The sequence below is a fragment of the Bdellovibrio bacteriovorus genome, assembly GCF_001592745.1.
Taxonomy (GTDB): Bacteria; Bdellovibrionota; Bdellovibrionia; order Bdellovibrionales; family Bdellovibrionaceae; genus Bdellovibrio; species Bdellovibrio bacteriovorus_B.
The window spans coordinates 68,651-88,593 of sequence record NZ_LUKD01000006.1 but is presented as its reverse complement, the minus strand read 5'-3'; the positions used below and the strand labels follow the sequence as shown (position 1 = coordinate 88,593).

General features: G+C 45.7%; 21 protein-coding genes. 6 read left to right on the top strand and 15 right to left on the bottom strand.

The window, feature by feature from the left end:
• Positions 1 to 5: 5 nt before the first annotated feature.
• Positions 6 to 302, bottom strand: coding sequence for a hypothetical protein (locus AZI87_RS18305; RefSeq protein WP_063208209.1), 297 nt, complete (start codon positions 300 to 302; stop codon positions 6 to 8).
• Between the two features lie 161 nt (positions 303 to 463).
• Between AZI87_RS18305 and AZI87_RS13505 the strand changes: the two genes are divergently transcribed.
• The 3 genes from AZI87_RS13505 (at position 464) to infC (ending at position 3,943) form a co-directional block, all read left to right on the top strand.
• Positions 464 to 1,177, top strand: a complete 714-nt coding sequence (locus AZI87_RS13505; RefSeq protein ID WP_063208206.1) for a PilZ domain-containing protein — start codon at positions 464 to 466, stop codon at positions 1,175 to 1,177.
• A 103-nt stretch (positions 1,178 to 1,280) separates the two neighbouring features.
• Entirely contained in the window at positions 1,281 to 3,257 is a 1,977-nt protein-coding gene (gene thrS / locus AZI87_RS13500) for a threonine--tRNA ligase (protein ID WP_063208204.1), read from the top strand.
• On the top strand, positions 3,254 to 3,943 hold the full coding sequence (infC, locus tag AZI87_RS13495; RefSeq protein WP_367613508.1) for a translation initiation factor IF-3: 690 nt from the start codon (positions 3,254 to 3,256) through the stop codon (positions 3,941 to 3,943). Before thrS ends, infC begins: the two co-directional genes overlap by 4 nt.
• Here infC and AZI87_RS13490 read toward each other — a convergent pair.
• Positions 3,940 to 4,275 (bottom strand): hypothetical protein, encoded by a 336-nt coding sequence (locus tag AZI87_RS13490; RefSeq protein WP_063208198.1) that lies wholly within the window; start codon positions 4,273 to 4,275, stop codon positions 3,940 to 3,942. The two genes, infC and AZI87_RS13490, sit on opposite strands and share 4 nt — an antisense overlap.
• A 1-nt stretch (position 4,276) precedes the next feature.
• On the opposite strand from AZI87_RS13490, the gene AZI87_RS13485 reads away from it, so the two are divergent.
• From AZI87_RS13485 to dtd, 3 genes are all read left to right on the top strand, one after another.
• On the top strand, positions 4,277 to 4,693 hold the full coding sequence (locus tag AZI87_RS13485; RefSeq protein ID WP_063208195.1) for a hypothetical protein: 417 nt from the start codon (positions 4,277 to 4,279) through the stop codon (positions 4,691 to 4,693).
• A 91-nt stretch (positions 4,694 to 4,784) separates the two neighbouring features.
• A complete protein-coding gene (locus AZI87_RS13480) occupies positions 4,785 to 5,144 on the top strand; it encodes an ArsC/Spx/MgsR family protein (protein WP_063208192.1) in 360 nt (119 codons plus the stop codon).
• On the top strand, positions 5,144 to 5,581 hold the full coding sequence (gene dtd, locus AZI87_RS13475) for a D-aminoacyl-tRNA deacylase (protein ID WP_063208189.1): 438 nt from the start codon (positions 5,144 to 5,146) through the stop codon (positions 5,579 to 5,581). The genes AZI87_RS13480 and dtd overlap by 1 nt, the downstream gene beginning before the upstream one ends.
• Positions 5,582 to 5,672: 91 nt before the next feature.
• Here the strand turns inward: dtd and AZI87_RS13470 are convergent, their stop codons facing one another.
• The 13 genes from AZI87_RS13470 to AZI87_RS13410 form a co-directional block, all read right to left on the bottom strand.
• A complete protein-coding gene (locus AZI87_RS13470; RefSeq protein WP_063208186.1) occupies positions 5,673 to 6,920 on the bottom strand; it encodes a hypothetical protein in 1,248 nt (415 codons plus the stop codon).
• Positions 6,917 to 7,954 (bottom strand): hypothetical protein, encoded by a 1,038-nt coding sequence (locus tag AZI87_RS13465; RefSeq protein ID WP_063208183.1) that lies wholly within the window; start codon positions 7,952 to 7,954, stop codon positions 6,917 to 6,919. Before AZI87_RS13465 ends, AZI87_RS13470 begins: the two co-directional genes overlap by 4 nt.
• Positions 7,951 to 8,694 (bottom strand): outer membrane beta-barrel domain-containing protein, encoded by a 744-nt coding sequence (locus AZI87_RS13460; protein WP_063208180.1) that lies wholly within the window; start codon positions 8,692 to 8,694, stop codon positions 7,951 to 7,953. The genes AZI87_RS13465 and AZI87_RS13460 overlap by 4 nt, the downstream gene beginning before the upstream one ends.
• Positions 8,691 to 10,058: a hypothetical protein gene (locus tag AZI87_RS18300; RefSeq protein WP_253696818.1), complete on the bottom strand. Its 1,368-nt coding sequence runs from the start codon at positions 10,056 to 10,058 to the stop codon at positions 8,691 to 8,693. Before AZI87_RS18300 ends, AZI87_RS13460 begins: the two co-directional genes overlap by 4 nt.
• Positions 10,059 to 10,070: 12 nt before the next feature.
• Positions 10,071 to 11,297: an AgmX/PglI C-terminal domain-containing protein gene (locus AZI87_RS13450; protein WP_063208177.1), complete on the bottom strand. Its 1,227-nt coding sequence runs from the start codon at positions 11,295 to 11,297 to the stop codon at positions 10,071 to 10,073.
• Between the two features lie 15 nt (positions 11,298 to 11,312).
• Positions 11,313 to 11,588 (bottom strand): hypothetical protein, encoded by a 276-nt coding sequence (locus tag AZI87_RS13445; RefSeq protein ID WP_063208174.1) that lies wholly within the window; start codon positions 11,586 to 11,588, stop codon positions 11,313 to 11,315.
• Complete coding sequence (locus AZI87_RS13440) at positions 11,585 to 14,545, bottom strand: tetratricopeptide repeat protein (RefSeq protein WP_063208171.1); 2,961 nt, start codon at positions 14,543 to 14,545, stop codon at positions 11,585 to 11,587. Before AZI87_RS13440 ends, AZI87_RS13445 begins: the two co-directional genes overlap by 4 nt.
• Complete coding sequence (locus AZI87_RS13435) at positions 14,542 to 15,036, bottom strand: ExbD/TolR family protein (RefSeq protein ID WP_063208168.1); 495 nt, start codon at positions 15,034 to 15,036, stop codon at positions 14,542 to 14,544. The genes AZI87_RS13440 and AZI87_RS13435 overlap by 4 nt, the downstream gene beginning before the upstream one ends.
• 5 nt (positions 15,037 to 15,041) lie before the next feature.
• A complete protein-coding gene (locus AZI87_RS13430) occupies positions 15,042 to 15,509 on the bottom strand; it encodes an ExbD/TolR family protein (protein ID WP_253696815.1) in 468 nt (155 codons plus the stop codon).
• A gap of 2 nt (positions 15,510 to 15,511) precedes the next feature.
• Positions 15,512 to 16,201, bottom strand: a complete 690-nt coding sequence (locus AZI87_RS13425) for a MotA/TolQ/ExbB proton channel family protein (protein WP_063208165.1) — start codon at positions 16,199 to 16,201, stop codon at positions 15,512 to 15,514.
• A 272-nt stretch (positions 16,202 to 16,473) separates the two neighbouring features.
• Entirely contained in the window at positions 16,474 to 17,295 is an 822-nt protein-coding gene (locus AZI87_RS13420; RefSeq protein ID WP_063208162.1) for a hypothetical protein, read from the bottom strand.
• 260 nt (positions 17,296 to 17,555) lie between these two features.
• Complete coding sequence (locus AZI87_RS13415; protein WP_063208159.1) at positions 17,556 to 18,569, bottom strand: cytochrome d ubiquinol oxidase subunit II; 1,014 nt, start codon at positions 18,567 to 18,569, stop codon at positions 17,556 to 17,558.
• Positions 18,566 to 19,867, bottom strand: a complete 1,302-nt coding sequence (locus tag AZI87_RS13410; RefSeq protein WP_063208156.1) for a cytochrome ubiquinol oxidase subunit I — start codon at positions 19,865 to 19,867, stop codon at positions 18,566 to 18,568. The genes AZI87_RS13415 and AZI87_RS13410 overlap by 4 nt, the downstream gene beginning before the upstream one ends.
• Positions 19,868 to 19,943 lie beyond the last annotated feature (76 nt).

The window sequence follows — 19,943 nt, the reverse complement described above, 5'->3', positions numbered from 1 at the left end:
TCCAGCTATTCAGAAACTTTGTCTTTCGTGTTCTTTACGCCATCACCGACAGCGTCAGCGCCTTCCTCAACACGATTGCCTGCTTTTTTAGCAGCGCACTTCACATCGCCTTCCATGCACACCGCTTCTTCAACGCGGTTGCCGGCTTTCTTCGCGGAAGACTTCACTTTGCGGCCCGCTTTTTTTGTGGTGTCTTTCGTCGACTCCGCAGCGTTGTCCATTTTCTGGCCCACAGTTTCTTCCGCATGAACCACAGAGCCTGTCATAAAGACTGCGACCAAAACGGCAAAAATAGTTTTCATGTTTTCTCCTTTGGTTGTTTACATGTTTTATCGTGTGGGGACTTTTTGTTTTGGTAAATCAGTAATTTAACAATGTTGTTTAAAGCTTTCTTTTCACCTGTCCACAGCGTAGACGGTGAAAGACGGATCATTTTGATCTGAGCTTGGGCTTCAAGATTGCAATGCATTCATCCATGCAGAAAAAGCCCGTGAAAGACCTGATCTATCTCAGTTCGAGTCAAAGTACTGTTCCCGGATTGGCGTCAATTCCGGCTTATCTGCAAGGGATTCAAGGCGTGCGCTGGCACTTGGCTCCGCCGCCTGAACTCTTAAAGGATTTCTTAAAGTCGCAACTTGGGGAGCTATTCGTGATTGTTCACTCAAAGTCATTATCCACCAAAGTCGCCGAAGCCTTCTTAGCTTGGACGAAAACAAAAGTTAAAGTGAGCTTTATCTTTATCGCGCAAACTATTGAAAAGGCGGCATTTCAGTTGTCGCACACCTTTCCCCAAGCTCTCTTTCTTTACGAATCAGAGGGCCTGCGTATTAGTGAGATTGTGACTCGTCGCCTCCAGGGAAAGCCCGTGAAAAGCCGTAAGCAAGAGCGCATGCGCGTGCAGTCCGAAGTGATGCTTAAGAAGTCAGTGACGGCCGAAGCCTCGCCAACGGGGGCGTCTGTGCAGTTCCTGAAAGAGGGTCACATGCAGGACTTCTCCCAAGGGGGAGCCCAAATCACCGTGGAAGAGGGCGAGATCAGCGTGAAGGACTTTATCAGCCTGATGTACAAGAACCGCCACGGCCGTTGGGTCTCTGTGGAGTCCCAAGTTCGCTGGGTTGTGTCGACCGCACCGGGGGAGCAAATTATAGGTGTGCAATTTCTCGCTGTGAGTGCTTGACCCTTCGTGGCTAGGGGATTACTAATGATGTGATGCAAATGCATATTTCTTCATCACATTCTCTAACAATCTCAGGTCGTTTCGCGACGACCACTCTATCGTAATGTCACAAACTACTATTATTCTGCCGGATAACTCGACGAAGGTTTTTGACCACGAACCGACAGCGCTGGAAGTGGCGCAGTCCATCGGTCCTCGTTTGGCTAAAGAAACCCTTGGTGTACAACTCAATGGTTCTAAAGAGATCTCGGATCTTAGAACCCCACTTAAAGATCAAACTAAAATCGCCCTGATCACCACGAAAAGCCCAGAAGCGGTGGAAGTGATTCGTCACTCTTGCGCGCATATCATGGCTCAAGCGGTTCAAGATATTTGGCCGGAAGTGAAAGTAACCATCGGTCCGGTGATCGAGAATGGTTTCTATTACGACTTCGATTCTCCGTTTGCCTTCACCGAAGAGCATTTCGAGAAAATCGAAAAGAAGATGACCGAGATCGTGAATAAAGATCTTCCTATCACTCGTGAAAACTGGCCGATTGCTAAAGCTATTGAAACTTTCAAAGGCATGGGCGAGCGCTTCAAAGTCGAGTTGATCGAAGACCTGGCGAAAAAAGGCGAAACTGTTGTCGGTATCTACCACAATGGCGATGCTTGGTTTGACCTGTGCCGTGGTCCGCACATTCAAAGCACTGGACAAATCAAAGCCTTCAAACTTCTTTCCGTAGCGGGAGCTTACTGGAGAGGCGATGAAAAGAATGCCATGCTTCAGCGTGTGTACGCGACAGCGTTTGGCGATAAAAAAGAGCTGGATCAATATCTTCACAATATCGAAGAAGCGAAAAAACGCGATCACCGTAAATTGGGTAAAGAGCTAGGTCTTTTCCATTTCCACGAGTGGGCTCCAGGTTCTCCGTTCTTCACAGGCAAGGGTGCGGTTGTTTACACAGAACTGCAAACTTACTTGCGCGAACTTTATTTCGAAACGGGTTACCAAGAAGTTATCACTCCGCAAATTTTTGACGTGAACCTGTTCCATACATCAGGTCACTATCAAAACTATAAAGAGAACATGTTCTTCACGAAAGTGGATGAGCGCGATTTTGCTTCAAAACCAATGAACTGTCCTTCGCACTGTTTGCTTTTCAACTCTGAAAAGTACTCTTATCGTGATCTGCCAATCAAAATGGCGGACTTTGGACGTTTGCACCGCTTTGAAAAATCGGGCGCTATGCACGGTTTGACTCGTGTTCGTACGTTCTGTCAGGACGACGCACACATCTTCTGCCGCATGGATCAGTTGCAAGACGAGATCGCGAAGTTCATGCACTTGCTAAATCGTGTTTACGATAAGCTGGGAATGAACAACTACAAGATCTATCTTTCCACTCGTCCCGACAATCGCATGGGCAGTGAAGAGTACTGGGATATGGCCGAGGGTGCTTTGGCGGAAGCCCTTAAAACTTTGAATTTGCCATTCACGATCAATCCCGGCGACGGCGCCTTCTACGGTCCGAAACTGGATATCATGTTCGTCGATGCTTTGAACCGCCCTTGGCAGTTGGGGACACTTCAAGTGGACCCGAATCTTCCCGAGGCTTTCAATTTGAAATACACGGGCGAAGACAACAAAGAACACCGTCCGATCATGCTTCACCGGGCGATTTTGGGTTCTTTAGAGCGCTTTATCGGCGTTTATATCGAGCACACGGCCGGACATTTGCCTCCATGGTTGTGCCCGACTCAAGTGGCGATTTTAAACGTTACAGACCGTGTGAATACGTTCTGTGAAGATTTAATGAAACTTCTTAAAGAGCATAAAGTTCGTGTTGAATTTGACCGCCGTAATGAGAAGCTTAATTACAAGATCCGCGAAGCTCAGATGCAGAAAGTTCCATACATGGTTATTGTCGGGGATAAAGAAGCCGAGACTAAGACCGTGTCTTTGCGTTTAAGAGATGGCTCTGAACACAAAGGTTTGACTGTGGATCAGTTAATGAAAACAATTTTAGACGATATTAGTACAAGAAAGTTGCAATCTTCACTTGCGAAGGCTGCGACTGTAACTGAAAGTCAGCCATAGGCTGGGAGGTTCCCATTAGCAAGTTCGAAGGTAATTTTAGAGGTGGCGGTGGTCGTTTTGATCGCAACAAGAAAGACTCTAAAGACTCTTTAAGAGTAAACCGTGAGATTCGCGCTCAACAAATTCGTGTTATCGACGACGAAGGTAACATGTTGGGTGTGATGACTGTTCCTGAGGCGTTACGTATTGCGGAAGATAGAGGCCTCGATCTTCTAGAGATTGCTCCAACGGCATCTCCTCCTACTTGTAAAATCATGGATTACGGCAAGTGGAAGTACGAAAATAAAAAGAAGGCCACGGCCGCTCGTAAAAAACAAACTGTCGTGACAATCAAAGAGATCCAAATGCGTCCACGCACGGATCAACATGACTTTGAAACTAAGATGAACCACGCTCGTCGTTTCCTTTTGGACGGCGACAAAGTGAAAGTTTCATTGCGTTTCATGGGTCGTGAGATGGCCCATCAAGAGTTGGGTATGGAAGTGATGCAGAAATGTATCGCCTTCGTAAACGATCTTGCGATGGTAGAGTCTCAACCGAAAATGGAAGGTAAGAACATGTTCTTAATGTTGGGCCCAGACCCACTTAAGATCAAAGAATACCAAAAACTTCACCCTAATAAGTCGAAGCAAGACACCAAAGAACTTGCCGACCTAGAAGAAGTCGAAGAAGAAGACGAAGACTAAAAAAAGGAGCCCACAAGGCTCCTTTTTTTTGAGGTGCCTGCTTCTTTTCTGTAATCCACCGCATAATTTCGATTTTTTCCAAAAAAATGCCAGGAGATATTTTCCAACCGCCGCGCAATCAACGCCATTTGGTTGAAAATATCCCTGGCATCTTTCGTTTTTACCTCTGCCGGATTTTCAGCAGCGGGTGAATTGGCGGCAGTTGAGGCTGTCGAATCCTCGTCAGGGCTAGGTTCAGCTGCTGTTTTATTCGATTTGGCCCTTATTTCCGACGGCACAGCCGGTGCAATCTTCTTTTGGTGTGAGTTCGACAAAACAACAAAAGGGGACATTATGAAAATCAAATCTAAAATTTTAACTCTGGCACTTCTTGGAATCCTTGGCGCAGTGACTTTCGCAGCGAAGCCGGCAAAAGCCGACATTCTGCCTTTGCCGACCGCGAACCTTTCTAACAGATCTGTTTGGATCACTGTTTACAGTCTGGTGACGCACCAGCAGCTCGACTGGGGTTGTCTACCAGCGCGAAGTCAGCGTACTTGGTGGAGTGGAAACTACGTGGTCCTTGTCCCTTACTACGTTCGTGGTGAAGTGAAAGAAAACGCGGATTGCAGTGGCAGAACAATTGGTGACAACGGCACGCAAATTCAACTTCCAAGCTACGCGTGGATTGATCAGAGCTTCAATTGGCATACAACGCCGACTCCTCCGATGTCTCACGAGGCCGATCCTCAATACATGGACGCAGAATAGTCAAGAAAAGCCCAAAAGTGCCAGGGATTTTTGGTTGAATTTCGGCAAAAATCTTCTAGCACCTTATGGGGTTCCGTCTTATTTATGAGGGATGGAAAAATGGATTCTTTATCACAACCCGAAGTGCAGTAAAAGTCGCGAGGCTTTAACTCTTTTGCAATCTCAATCGGCGGCTTTTGAAGTCGTTGAGTATCTTAAAAATCCTCCTAGCGAAAAAGATCTGCGTGCGATCGTCGCAAAACTTCAAGGTCCTCTTTCGGCGCTTGTTCGTACGAAAGAAGAAGAGTTTCAATCGGCTCCTTTTGATGTTCAGTCTGAAGAAGTCGTGATTCAAAAGATCCTCCAGCAGCCAAAATTGCTGGAGCGTCCTTTGTTATTAACTCCCAATGCGGCTGTCATCGGTCGTCCGCTTGAAAATATCGAAGCCGAAATTAAAAGAGCGGGCAAATAATGAAAGCAGTCGTGCAAAGAGTTTTGAATGCATCAGTCACGGTGGATGGAAAGTTGATTTCTTCCATCGACAAAGGCTTTCTTACATTGTTAGGTGTGGCAAAAGGCGATACCGAAGAGCAACTGCAAAAGCTCATCAACAAAATCATCGCACTACGTGTGTTCCCAGATGAAAACGGCAAAATGAATTTGTCATTAAAAGACGTCGGTGGCCAGCATCTGATCGTTTCGCAATTCACCTTGTTAGGTGATGCCTCAAAAGGGAATCGTCCCAGCTTTATCAATGCGGAGGCGCCTGAAATAGCAAACGCCCTGTATGAAAAAGCTCTCGAGCTCAGTCGAGCGCAAGGAGTACCCACTCACGGCGGCGTCTTTGGTGGCGATATGAAAGTTAGTTTGGTCAATGATGGTCCGGTGACTTTGCTTCTTGAAGTTTAAGAAGGCAAAACTAAGACGACGTGATGGAAAGTCCCCATAATGAAAAAAGCCGCTTGATAGCGGCTTTTTTATTTCGATCTATGCAAAGAAACTAATTTTTTAAAGTCAAAGGAACAAGGTCAACCGAGAATCTAGCACCTTCGACGTATTGATAGTCGATGTCGCCAGAAAGAACGATCGAGTTGTCTTCGGGATTGTACAACCAGCCACCCTTTGCCTTTTGCGGAATGACTTGTTTGCCGTAACGAACACGCACCATCAACTGACCATTCTTATCTGCGCGAGGACGTTGGCTTAAGAAGATCTCTTTCGATAAAGTCTTCACCGTGATGTCGGAACCGATTTGAGCTAACTCGTCACCAAACTTAGGGCTCACGATACTCATAATGTGTTTTGCGCGGATTTGTTCCGGAGTTCCTTCGTTTGGATTTGCCGCCACGATCAATTGCTCTAAACGTGCAGGACCAAAACCCGTACATTTGCCGTTGTTCTTCGGCGTTTTCTGATTCATATCAAAGCACTCTGGGTGGTACTTCGGATGAATACGCAAATCCCAGTCTTTGTACGTGTCAGGATCTTGAGGGCGCACAAGAACACCATAGACTGCGACTTTTTCAGTGCGACCACCTTTAAAGTCGATCAGTTTTTGCGCCATCTCTTCCGGGTTTAAATTTTTTGAAGAGTCATCAGCGTCCGTCAAAAGAATCACTACAAGTTGCGCATCTTTACGAAAGAAACCTTCGTTAGAAGCACCACGACCTGTTTTTTCTAAAGCGGCCGCCAAAGGAGAGAACAGCTCTTCAAACTCAGGTCCGCCTTGAGCATAAGGAGTCACACCGATATTCAAAGTAGAAGCGATCAACTTGCTGTTGTTGTCAGACTTCGCTACGAAACGACGGCTTTGCGATGTCTGACCTTGAGGATTCTTGATGTGACGAAGATCACCAATTTGGTAGATGTCTTTCTTAGTCTGCGCATAACGATCTGAACTATCCCATACAGAGATTACGCCGATGTGGTAGTCGATCATTTTATTTTTCAAAATACCCGCAGTAAAACGATCAATATTGCGCAACAGATTGTCTTGCGCGGTTTTCATACTGTCGGAGTTGTCCGTCACAAAAAGAATGTCCACTTCAGGATTGAAGTCAAATTGGCTTTGACCGCCATCTTCAGTGATCCACTCAAAAGTTTGAGCAGGGATTTGCTCGTACTGAGGGATTTGAACTTGCTCTTCAACCAAAGGTCTTTCAACTTTTAAAGTCGCAGACTCTGGACTGCAGGCAGAGACCAACATAAATGCTGTAAAGTAAATTGCTACGATAACGAGGTTTCTCACATTTTCCTCCTGATCCCTTTGGCGCAAGTTTTTGCCGCCACTTCGAACTTATCTAGTTCGTCGATCCAAGGTCTGCCGTCATCCATAAAAACCAGCTTGTCGTCGCCAACTTTTTCAAAGTTGTTTTTCTTATACATGCTGTCAGCCAGTTCCATATCCGTGTGAACACGTTGGATGGCCTCGACCTCAACCAGGTTGAGTTTTTGAATGACATTGAAGTTTTCGTTCGTTTCTTCTTGAGCCAATTCTTGAACACGTTTTTTCAGTGCAAGGAAACTTTGAGTATTGGCTTTTTCCAATTGATCCTTAGCACGAACAGAATCTGCCAAAGCAATGGCTCTTTCCGAAGCTTTAAAACGCAAAGCCTGCTTCTGGAATTCCACGTCTTTATAAATTAATAAAGGCAGGCGTTGGACCGCATCGCCCATATCGTCCAAAGTGAGTGGAAACTTATCAGCTTTTTTCAAAACTTGTGTCAAAGCTTCATTCCAACCAGTTTTAGCCAACTGCTGAACTTCCATGATACGGTTCTTCTGTTTCTCTTTGAAAATCTGGTGAGTTTCAAAAACGCCTTTGTAATCGCAGATCTTCAATTGAGTTAAAGACTGAAGTAAGAAGGCCTCTGAATTGGAAATCTCAGCGAACTGGGGAGCCAACAAAGTCTTAGTTTGCGCCAAAGTCTTTTCATAATCTTCCTGACGGAAGTATGCCCAACCTTTTTCCTCCACCGCTGACAACCAGTAAGTATTTCCGCGAGGAATTTCATTGTAAGTGCGAATGGCTTGTTCAAATTGGCCTTTTGTGAAAAGCTTACGGCCTTCACTCAGCGATTTTTTGTTTTCGCAATCACTGCAAGTGCCTAAAGCTTTTTTCTCGAGGTCCGAGGTGCTAAACGCGATATTCTTTTTAGCAGCTTTGTCGGACCAGGACTGAGCCCAGTCTTTAACCGACACGCGATCCTGAGCAAGAGCTTGCGTCGACAAGCCCAGGCTTAGAAAAGCCATTGTGCTAAGAGCGACGAAAGACTTCATCATAAGATCCATCCAAGGCCAAGAGAACCAGTCACAACATCCAACTTGCGAGCTCCAGTTGCAATTTGATCTTCATAAGTTTGGTAACGAATTTCCGCACGAGCAGAAACGTGTTTTGTGATCCAAGCACCTAAACCCAAACCACCAGTCATAACCGATGTCGAACCGCTAGAAAGAGTGATCGAACCGCCACCGGCTAAAAGATAAAGGTCAAACTGAGTCACACCCATATCATAGAAGCTTGTCTTACCGTAAACAGGGTACCAGTTCACAACCGCAATAGTAGAGTTCAATGGATAGTCGATATCCACAGGAAGAGCACGACCACCAGCTTGTTCAGCTGCTTTAGCATCGTCATAAATACGTTGACCTTCTGACGTCAAACTGTTGCCGAAATCATAATAACGGATACCCAAAGACCAGCGGGGAGTGATGTGGTAGTCTACTTGAGCACCCAAAGCTTGAGTTTTAACGTAAGCATCACCACCAAAAACAGAACCGTAAGAAAGTCCGAACTCTAAAGTGTTGCGGCGATCTACGATACGCTCTTGAACGATACGAGAACGGCTCGTGGATTTAACTTTTTCAGCCATCTCCATCAATTCTCTGTTGCCACCTAAAGTATCGATGTCCTCATTGGCATTGATTTGTTTTGCTGAAGACTTCGTAGAAGCTGCGAAAGTTGAAGTCGCCGTCAAAGAAATCGCAAGGAAAGCGATTGTTAGTAAATTCATAGTTTTCATTGTGCAGCCTCCGTAGCGCAAAGTTTTTTGTCTTCAGTCGAAGCCACTACTTTAAGCTTATATGGGGTAACATCCGAATTTCTTCCGTTGATAACGGCTTGAGCATTCATTGTGATCTCGCCGTTCAATTGCTCAGACTTAGCGTCACACGGAACATTCCACGTTAAAGAGCATTCCTGTTTAGCCGCCGTCGTAGCTGAATTCTTACATTCAACCGCCGGAGAACCAGGCAAAGTTGAGGCTGCAGATTCCACCTTCACCAAAGCTTGGTTATCAGCAGAAGACACCGCGAACTTTAAATTCACTGATTGACCTGGGCTGACTACCAAACCTTGTTGGCCCAAGCCAGAAAGGTCAAAGCGGGGAGCTTGGATGGCTTTTGTGTAGCGAACTTTAACCTGAGTCAAAGATTCAGGTGTCGAAAGACCGTAGGGGCTGTAGACTTTAAAGCTCAAACGCACACGCGTGCCATCCGCAGACGCCATGATCGCGCCATCTTTAGCAAGCTGGGGTTGAACAGAGATGTTTTTGGTATCAAAGATCAGAGTGAACTTCCAGTTAGAGTCACCAAGATATTCAGCGTCTTTTTTATTCAAGTCAGCTACGACATAACGAGCCCCATCCAGTTCAAGGAAACTGTTACCAGCCGTGTAGCTTACGCCGTCATAACTCACAACCAAACGTGGCTTTTGAGCCGCCTTATTATCGATACCTGGAATTTTCACTGTTACAGTAAATGGAACTAAAGTTCCTTCATTCACTTCTGAATTCAAACCCGTCACAGTCAAACCTGATGGAGCTTCCTGATTGCGGAACAAGAAGATGTTAAATTCTTTTTCGCGAACCAGGCCTTTGAGTTTGTCGGCCTCGGCTTGAGAGTTGGCTTTTGAAACTTCCGCGACAACTTTAGCAGTGTAGCTTTTCATAGCCGCGTTAGCAGGAACTGTGTAAAGAGCTGGGTTCCAAGTTAAGATATAAAGATCTTTTTCTTGAGTGGATTTCTCTAAACGTGCGCCTTCAGGCAGGCCTTGCGCAGTTAGTTTAATCTCGATACCTGGCACAAGGACACGTGCGCGGATTTTAAACTGAGCTTGCTGACCTTCGTTGAAAGTCATTTGCGCATCGGGAGTAATCACGATGAATTTTTCGTCGATCGTCGATTCTTCTTTAACAACCAATACTGGTTTTTCAACCACAACGGTTTTTGTGATCTCACGAGGTTTGTCAGGGCCTTGCTGAGTTTGAACTTTTGCGTTCTCGCGCATAGCCGCAAGACCTGGAGCCGGGTCTTTTTGATATTCGCCACAAGCAGCTGTGAAGAGGCTTAGTGCGATAACGGGGATTAGGGTAGGCATGTGTTTCATTGTCATCTCCTCTTATCGAGCGCTCACGCGAGTCAATTCAAATGGGTAAAGCACGTCGACGTTAACTTGTCCTACAGGACGAGGGAATTGCCATGTTTTCATTCTTTGCAGCATGCAGCTTTCAACCATGCGCGAACCTAAAGAGGATTCCGCAACTTTAGCTGTTGTGATGCGACCGGAAGCGCCGATCACGAAGCTCACGGCCACGCGACCACCGATAGAAGGTTGCGCTTGCAAGCCTTTTTCGTAGCAATAAGTAATTTGACCTTTGTTACGGTTGATAACGGCGATGATTTGGTCTTGATCCAAACCGCCTTCAACAGAAACTTCTTCGTCTAGCGGCAAGCTGACAGCAGAAGTCCCGCCAACCAAGGAAATCTTTCCGTAACCAGCACGACCGCCACCAGATCCACGAGTTCCGTAACCGCCCGCACCTTGAGCGCGAGCGCCTTCACCTGCAGAGCCCGCGATAAGACCGTTACCAGTCATATATCCACGAGCACCACCACGGCCGGCGTTACCGATACCGCCGCCACCAGCACCTGTGCCAGCAGCGCGAATGTTTTTAAGAGATTGCATATCTAAACCTTCAGCACCTTTGTGGCCGGTTTTCAAGCCACCCAAGGCAGCTAAGGCGCCAACACGGCGAACGTCACGTGCTTTAGCCGTGTTGACTTTGTAGGGCTTTGTTTTCAATTTTTGAGCAACCGGGCGATAGATCTTGTTGCTCTTTTGAATTTTCGTTTTAGAAACCTTCACTGTCGGACGAGCTTTTGGCTCTGGTTTCACGATTTCTTCTTTTGGAAGCATGATTGTCACAAGAGGTGGCTCTTGAGTTTTCATGAAGTAGTTTGTGTAGATCCAAGACCCAACAAGTAACAAGAAGATGGCGGCTAAATGGCCTGCCGTCGTTTTTTGAAGAATAGTCTTAAGCTGTTCTTCGTCTTTTTCTTCAGGAAGTGTGTGTGTCGGGCTGTTTTTTACTGCCGCGTTTGGAAACGCTCTCAGGCGCCCTAAACCTTGCAACTCGAAACCTTCTTCAGAAAGTTCCGAGATATCAATTTGTTTTAAAAGAGTGTAAGCGATCTTGTTGTCATCAAGAGCTTGAAGGTCGGCAAACGCTTCGATACGGCGACTTTCTTTCAGGTACACAAGATTCATCGTAGTCGCTTGTACCGCGAAAGTGCGAACCTTTTGCCCCATTGTGTTTTCAAGAATCAGAAGTTTCGCTGCGCTCATATGTCTTTCTGCCTTCTAGTTACGTTCAGTTTCTTTTGCCTGACGATCGTTAAAGTGCGTTCGTCCTTTCAAAAGATCTTCTAACAGTTTGTCGTTTTCGACCGTAGCTGCCGTACCCATTGAACTTTGGTACTTACCTCTCAGGGTAGAACCGTTAAATCTAAACGAGGTTCCTAGCTGAGATTTTTTAGCTGCGGGCTTCACAGATTTTCCATCTTTTCCCGCTGCCACGGACACTTCGGTCGTTAACAGAGATAGCAAAACCAGGGCCAAAGAAATTACTGATTTCATAAGCTTTTTCCCTTCTGAAGATGGCTTATACGCGCTTCCAAGTAAGAAGGCATAAGGGGATGGCCAATTTTCGTCTCGATCAGTTTCAAATTTTCAATTTCACGGATGTTTGCTGGGTCATCTGCAACAGATTGGCGGGCAGACACTAAATCACGTGACGAAAATGGTCTCTCGTCCATAGCGTCTTCTAAAGCCGACTTCATAGCGCCTTTACCCGGGATCTGGTTGAGTAATGTCAATTCACGCGCTAGCAAAGGACGAAGTTCAGCACGAGCCGTTCTGTAGTCCTTGATAGTTTGCGCCAAAGCCGAGGATTTATTCCAGATTTCCTGTTGTTTTTGCTGAGCCACGCGGGCCTTATACAAGAACGGCTTAGACTGAGCTTTCAACAAAGAAATATACTGATTTTGCTCTTGCGGAGTCAGATTCGCAGGGAGTGGTAGTCCCGCTAAATCACGAACCATGCGCTCATTTTCCGAAGACACAAGGTTCAAAGACATCATCTGTGCTGTTACATCTTTCAATGTCAAACTTTCAGCCAATAACTTATCTGCCTTTTTAAGCAATGACACGCGCTCCGCGATGGTCTTTTGTAAGAGACGGTCCTTGCTCGAATTCAACTGGTGCGATGAAATAGATGCCTTTGCTTGCAGAACCTTTTCGTAAAAATCTTGTTTCTTCACGAAAACAGGTGCTGATTGTTTACGAAGCTCTTTCATTTCAAGAACCGACTTTATCGCAGAAGCGTTTTCTGTTTTGGCGTAAACCAATAAAGCCGTTTCATTTAAAAGAGCCGGTCTTTGTTTAAGCTCAGGCGCTTGCGCTTTCAATTCTTTAACCGGGTTTTCAGAAGTCAGTACCAAACGCGAACGAATGATCAATGATCTTTCACCACGCAGACCCGCATCCAAAGATTGGCGGTAGTGTTTAGAGGCGTTTAAACCAGCCAAGTCCGCCAATGTTCCAAGACGGAATTCTTTTTCTTTTTCAGAAATCTTAGATTGCTCCATACGAAGTGCCGTCGCATAGGCATTTCTGAAGTCCAATTTCTTCTCGTAGTAGCCTGTCAATTGCTCTAAAGCAGATTCACGTTGGGCGGCTGTTAAACCCGGAACGGCCATCAACGAAGAAAGTGCGCTAACATAAGTTTTTTCTTCATCTAGTTTTTTGGCTAAAACAGCCTGGTTATTAAAGAACAGGATCTTTTCCTGGTTGCTCGCATTTTTAACTTTATCTGTATCAAGGCTGTTTAAAGCCTTTTTCAAATCCGAAGAGCTGGATTTAGGGTCGTTTGCGACACGTGCTACGCGATTCATCAAAGACTTACGCGCGATTCCTTCAAACTCCACGCGATTAGACGGGAAGATCTCGGAATAATCCCAAGCAAGGTCTTCAAGAACTTTTTCATTTTTAAGTTGCGCCAAGGCATCTAAAGAAAGATCCGCAGATTTCTTGCGAAGGTCAGCAGTTCCCGATTTATCCTTAGCCAAATCTTCAAAAGACTCTGCTGCATCCGCGAATTTCTTTTGCGTGTAACTTAAGTAAGCCAATTGATATTTCACTTCAAATGACTTCGCATCGCGAGGGGCGTACTTCAAATAGTGCAGATAAGCTTCACGTTGCAACTGTGGATTTTTAGATTTTTCCGCAGCAGACACTTCATTTAAAAGAGCCTCGTTGCGCTCTTTTTGAGAAAACTGACGACTTTCACTTACGGTACGGTAAAGAGCTACAGCAATAGGGAAGTTGTTAAGCTCCATCGCCACGGAAGCCCCACGTTGAGTCATCTCCATATCAGACGGGAAGGTTCTGTTATAGGTAATGTAAGCGTTCATCAAATCTTGGTCAGGTTTTAATTTTTTTGAACGATGAAGTTCTGTTACATAACGTTTCATCGACTTTTGGAGTTCCTCACACTTATCACTCGAGCAGCCGGATTTTTGTAAAGCCAAAGCTGCCTTGGAAAACTCCGCCACAGACTCTGTTGTTTGGCCACGATCATAGTTGATTTGCGCCAACTGAATCGAAGCTTCGATACGCTCTTCTTTAGATAGCGCACTGTGAGCCAAATAACGGCTCATGATTTCTTGAGCTGCTTTCTTCTGACCGATACGATCTGTTTCTTTTGCGAAGTGCAAAAGAAGATCTTTACGTTTTTCTTCGGGAGTTAACGATTCAAATTTAGCGATTTCACGAGAAGTTACATCTTGCTTAGTATAGAACATCGCCAGATCACGTAGAACGTCAGTGTGGAAAGGGGCGTCGTACTTGGAACCCTCTTCCGTTTGACGTGTGATTGCCGAAGGGTCTTTCAAAAGATCCTCAAGAGTCGCAATCGCTGATTTCAAATTATCTGTGTTAAAGTCACACCAAGCGACATTGTAGATCGTTAAATAACGGTTTTCCAGATTCTTATCTTTAAGAGCGATTTGATAATTTTGTTTGGCTTCAACAAAACGACCTTTCTGGAAAAGAAGGTCGCCTAAGCCCACGTGGGAACGAACCACGATGTCTTGATTGATATTTTTCTTTTTTGCGTCTTTGATGATGTTTTCATAAAGAGCAATGGCTTTATCAACTTGGCCAGCCATCTCATAAAGATGGGCCAGTTGGAAAAGAATAGGCCCGTGTTCATTCAGTTTTACTTCTTGCAGAAGCATTTCATAAATACGAATGGCTTTCTGGCGATCGTCTTTAGAACCTTTGCAGCCTTCACAGTTGGCTTCCACTTCCAGCATAAAGCGAGTGCGGGCGCGCTCAGAAAGAAGATCCGCCAGACGCTGCTGGCTTGCAAGCCATGCCGGATCAGACTTATCTAAAGCCGATAAGACACGCTCCATTTTTTTGATAACGAGATCCTGAGTACCTGCCGCCATTTTTTCGGCAAATGCCGGAGGAGTACTCAAAATACCGCCTAAAAATGCTCCAAGAACTAGGATATCGTTAAGTGTTTTCATCGTGCTGGTACCACCGCAAATTTCATTTTCTCAAAACCCGATTCGGAACTTGCTCTTAACAAAGGATCCAAATCTTCGTACTTCATCTCTTGGTCTGCCTGAACTAAAAGTTCAACCAACTTTTCCTCTGATTTCGCTTTAAGCTCCGTCAGCTTCTGACCTAAAGCGCGCACTGGAACGACTTCGTCATTCAGGCGGTAAACACCTTTTTGAATTGTCAAAATAGGCGTTTCCTTGTCGATACCGACACTGTGCTCGGCCATCGGCAAGGACATCTTCGCTGGAACTGTCGACTCAATACCGCTGTTTTGAGTTCCGATCAGAAGATAGATCACGATGATTGAAAAAGCGTCGATCAAAGAAGTTAAGGGAAGTGCCAAAGCTAGATTGCTTGCTGCACCTTTCTTTTTCTTCATTCCCGGCTTTAGGTTTTGTAAGTCACCTAAAGGAGACCTTTTTTTACCAACGTTAGCAAAGGACGATGTTTTCATAAGTCCTACCCAAGTGGGGATAAACCCACACCTTCAAATTGATTCTGTTTCAGTTTGTCCATAATACGAATCACATCACCATAAGAGGCTTGTGCTTCGGGACGCACTACGCCTGTTTTTAGATCAGGCCATTTTGCACGAAGCGCTTGAAGTTTTTGTTCAAGCACGGCCCAGTTCACACTGCGACCTGAAGCCTGAATTTGCTCTTCGTGAGTTTTAGCATTGGGCAAATCGCGCAAGGACAGTTGAACTGCACCCTGTGTGTTTACCGTGATCCAAAGGGATGGAGGATTCTTTGCTCCAGCCACAGAGTTATCACCGATCGCTTGGCGCGTATCGATTGTTCCAATCTGAATCCAAACCGCTGTTAGAAGAAGGAAGCAGATAAGAACCGATAAAATGTCCAAGATCGGTAAAATATTAAGTTCAAAGTTCAAATCTTTGTCGTCGCCCGATCCGCCCATCATGCTCATAACTATCTCCCAGAGTTAGCAGGAACTTCTTTAGTAGTAGAAACCGGCTCGTAGTGGAAACCTAACTGGATGAAAAGGTTCAAAGCGCCTTTATTCAAATCATCCGTCAAACGAGACGCACGGTTTTGCAAGACCGCATACATGATCAAAGCAGGAACTGCCACGATCAAACCGTAAGCTGTCGTATTCATCGCCAAAGAAATACCTTGAGAAAGGATTGTCGCTTTTTCCGCTGGGTTTGCGTTAGAGATACCCGCGAAAGAGTGGATCAAACCTGTGATTGTACCTAAAAGACCTAAAAGAGTTGCTACGTTCGCAAACATAGCCAAGAAACCAATGCGTTTTTCTACGCGAGAGTTTTCCTCAAGAAGAACTTCATCCATTTTAAGTTGGATTTCTTCTTTTCCGCCCATATCCATCGCTGCTTGAATACCCGCTGCTGCAACAACACCCAATGGTTCTTTTGTGCCCATTTGCAGTGAGCGGCGCAGAGCTTTTTCTAAGTTTCCAGAGCGAATATCTTCCGCCAAAACCTTGGAAAGTTCTTTTTGATTTGTTTTACGAGCACCGAAAAGGGCAAAAGCTCTTTCCGCGATGATCGCGATAGAAACGATTTGTGCTGCCAAGATAGCCCACATCCAAATTGCATCTGCTGATGTAAAGCCACGACCTAATGATAATAAGAATTCCATAATAATTTATCCTCCACGGTAAATTCTGAAGCCTTAAGAGCAACTAGGGTGCCAGAAGTGGCGTCGAAGTTTTTGACACTTCTAAAAAGTGACAAAATAAGGCTCATGGAACAGCGGGAAGCATTAGTTTTGAGATCACACAAAAAAGAGGGCGGAGGAATTTCCTAAATCATTCCTTAATGATTTTGCCAGCAGGAATTCAGGTTTCCAGACGGGGAAAGAAATTATACTTAGTTCACACCAGAGCCGCAAATTGGCGCAAGCTGAGGTGCTTAAGGAGTTTTAAACCAGCAGGCAGGCCGTGCTGAAACACCGAGGGCACACGATTTAAGAAGCATGTCTTTTCGTGCATAATCCAAGGGCAAAACATCTTTGCAAAGAGCTCCGGCAAGAAGAGTGTCCAGTCGACATTGTCGGGAAGGGTAGCTGTCAGCGATAGTGGTATCGACCACACTCTTATCGGGAGTGTTAAAAGAAATAGGAAAATCCATCACCATCGTCAGGAAACTAAATCCGGCCAAAGCCGCTCTTTGACAGAGATAGGAGTCCGAAGTGCGTGAACCCCAGGCCAAGTCACACAGAGTGGTTACGCGCTGAGGGATTTCTTTTCCACTGAGCGCGGATCGATGGTCTTCGCCTTCAACCATTTTCCTAAAGCAGGCCGCTGTCGAATAGTAATCAGCTTGTCCTTCAGAAGTTAAAAGACTTTTGCCGGTTTCATCAGAAGGGCCTTCCCATTCTGCGGGAAGGCTTCTTAAAGGTCGACCTCCAAAAAGATGTCCCGCTTCATGACAAAGCGTTAAGGCAAGTGCATCTTCGTTTACACGCGAAGAGGTCAGCATTCCGACATCGACCCCAATTCCATACTTTTTCATTTCGTTGCGCACGGCTTGTGCGGAAACTGTGTTCCGATCCCAATGGATTTCTAAGAAGAACTCTTCTCCTCGAGCTTTCGCGATGGGCTCAAACAGACTTTTCGTTTTTGTGAACAGAGCCTGAGCTTTTTCAGGAGAGACTGACGTCTGTGCATTGGCCTGCGCACTCAAAAGAAATATCACCAGAATGAAAAACGAACCTAAGAGTCTCAAAAGCATACATCTCTTATCGGAAGATTGTGCTTATGAGATCACTGGACTTAGTGCCGTAAAGCATGTCTATGCAGCTACTTCATGTTCTTTATCCTGAACACAGAAAATTTGATTGAGGCTTCGCGCGAATTTTTCAATCCTATTTGTGGGCAGCTCTAAAGAGTTTCGCCCGTTTCACTTCGAGGGAAGATTGTTGGATAAGCAATCAGTCACCGACGGTGAGCCTTGGGGGAGGCAAATTGACCATGGACGGTCAATCCTTGCCGTTACATTTCCTCTGTCGTTCCGGTCTTAAAGACTTTCATCAAATAGAACAAACTTGGAAAGATAAAAAGGCTCCCCACTAAAAGTGCTATCACTAACTGCCACAGTGTTGCTAAAGGAGCTGCTGCTTCGTAAAAACTGATCGGTCCTTGCACTGTCAAAAGGGCGTTCGGTGCATTGAGCACATACCATCCAGCCAAGATCAAAGTGATTTGTCCGGCTGCCACCGTGCGAGTTAACAGAGTTTGTCTTTTCCGAATAAAAAACCAAAGCGCGATGAACAGGATCGTTGCCGCAAGCATAATTGCCATAGTGATCTTGCTTTCAAAGAAATCAGCAAACAAAGGCGTGCGCTCATCAGCGGAAGCCGCGAAAACAAAGGCGCCCGAAAGGACGACTAAGTAATTAAGAATAAAAGCGCGCTTGATGAACATCTTTTTAAGGTCCAGATTTTCAGTTTCGCCGATCAAATAGACGCTGGCTAAAAAGGCAAAGATGCAAACTACAAAAATTCCCATGCAGAAAGGATAAATTCCCCACCAGGGAGCTATATAGGCTTCGTGAAAGTCGGTGCTTAAAGGATCAATCAAGCCTCGGTTCAAACTTCCGGCAATGATACCTAGCCACATCGCCGTCCAAAGGCTCGAAGTTCCAAATAGAACAGTGTACACGTTTTGTGATTGCGGTGCTTGAACGGCATCGTAATGCCTAAAAGTGAAAGCACACCCACGAACAACAATGCCGAAAAGCAGAGCCACCATCGGAATATGTAGCGAGGTCATAAGAAGCGTGAAGATCGCAGGAAATCCCATGAAAAGTATCACGACAACTAAGATCAGCCACATGTGATTGGCCTCCCACACGGGCCCCATCGCATCGTTGATAACTTTTTTCTGTGAATCTCGTAAATCGCCTGCTGGAAGAAGCTCTAAAATACCGGCACCATAATCGGCGCCACCAAATAGAACGTAAAGTAAAAGCGAAGCTCCAATAAAGAAAAGAAGAATTTCAATCATCGAACCTCAAACTTTCTTTGTGCCGCAACAACTTGTCGTTTCAGCAGCCAGACAGTGACGAAGCTTAAGAAGAGATACAGTGCTAAGAATAAAAAGAAATGATATTTCATTCCTGGCACGGGTGTGACCGCATCGCGTGTTTTTAAAATCCCGTAAATGATCCAAGGTTGTCGCCCCACTTCAGTGACGATCCAGCCAGCTTCCATCGCCACAAATCCCAAAGGTGAAAAGGCGATGATGGTTTTTAAAAGCCAAGATGGGAAAAAATTTTTCCGTTGATAGACGAAAAATAGCACGGCGATCAGAGCCATCGCGGTCCCAATGGCCACCATGATCTGAAAACTGATATGAGTGATCACCAGTGGAGGCCACAGCTCCCGAGGGACTTGATCTAAACCCATCACCTCGGCATCAAAATCGTTAAACGCCAAGAAGCTGAGCATGCCGGGAAGGGGGATGCTATAGTCCATGGTTTGGGTTTCGGCATTGGGAATGCCCCCGATGTGCAACGGCGCTTGTCGCTCGGTTTTAAAGTGACCTTCCATCGCGGCGAGTTTCACGGGTTGCAAAACCGCGACACGCTGAGCAGCGAAGTGTCCAATGAAAGGTTGAGCAATAGAAGCGGCGGCACCAAAACACATCGCAATCTTAAAAGCCTTCAGATGAAGTTCCTGTGCACGACCGCGAAGATATAAAAACGCATGAATACCTGCGACGGCGAAGCCCACGGCTTGCAAAGCCGCAAACTGCATGTGCAAGGTTTGATGAAGCCAGGCCTTATTAAACATCGCGGCCACAGGATCAATATTCATCGCTTCGCCATTCACCCAATCAAAACCGGCAGGTGAATTCATCCAACCATTCGCCGCGACGACGAAAACGCCAGAAGCAAAGCCGCTAATACCCACCATTAAACCCGTGCCCCAGTGAACCCACGGTCGCATCTTCTTCCATCCATAAAGAAAAAGACCAATAGCAATGGCTTCTAAAAAGAAAGCGGTGCCTTCCCAGGAAAAAGGCATTCCTATGATGGGGCCGGCGTATTTCATAAAGCCGGGCCACAAGAGTCCTAACTCGAACGACAAAACTGTTCCCGAGACAGCGCCGACAGCGAATAAAATCGCGACACCTTTCATCCACATTTTAGTGAGCTCGAGATATTCAGGATTTTTCTTCTTCAAAAAAAGATAGTGAGCGGCCGACATAAAAAAAGGCATCGTCATGCCAACCGCAGCAAAGATTATGTGAAACCCTAAAGAAAAAGCCATCGTTGAGCGGGCAGCCATCAGGTCTGTCATGGCTTCACTTTATTCAATTCAAAATCTTAGGTCAAAGTGAACCTACGACCGCAACTCTGTGTTGCTCTACACAAGG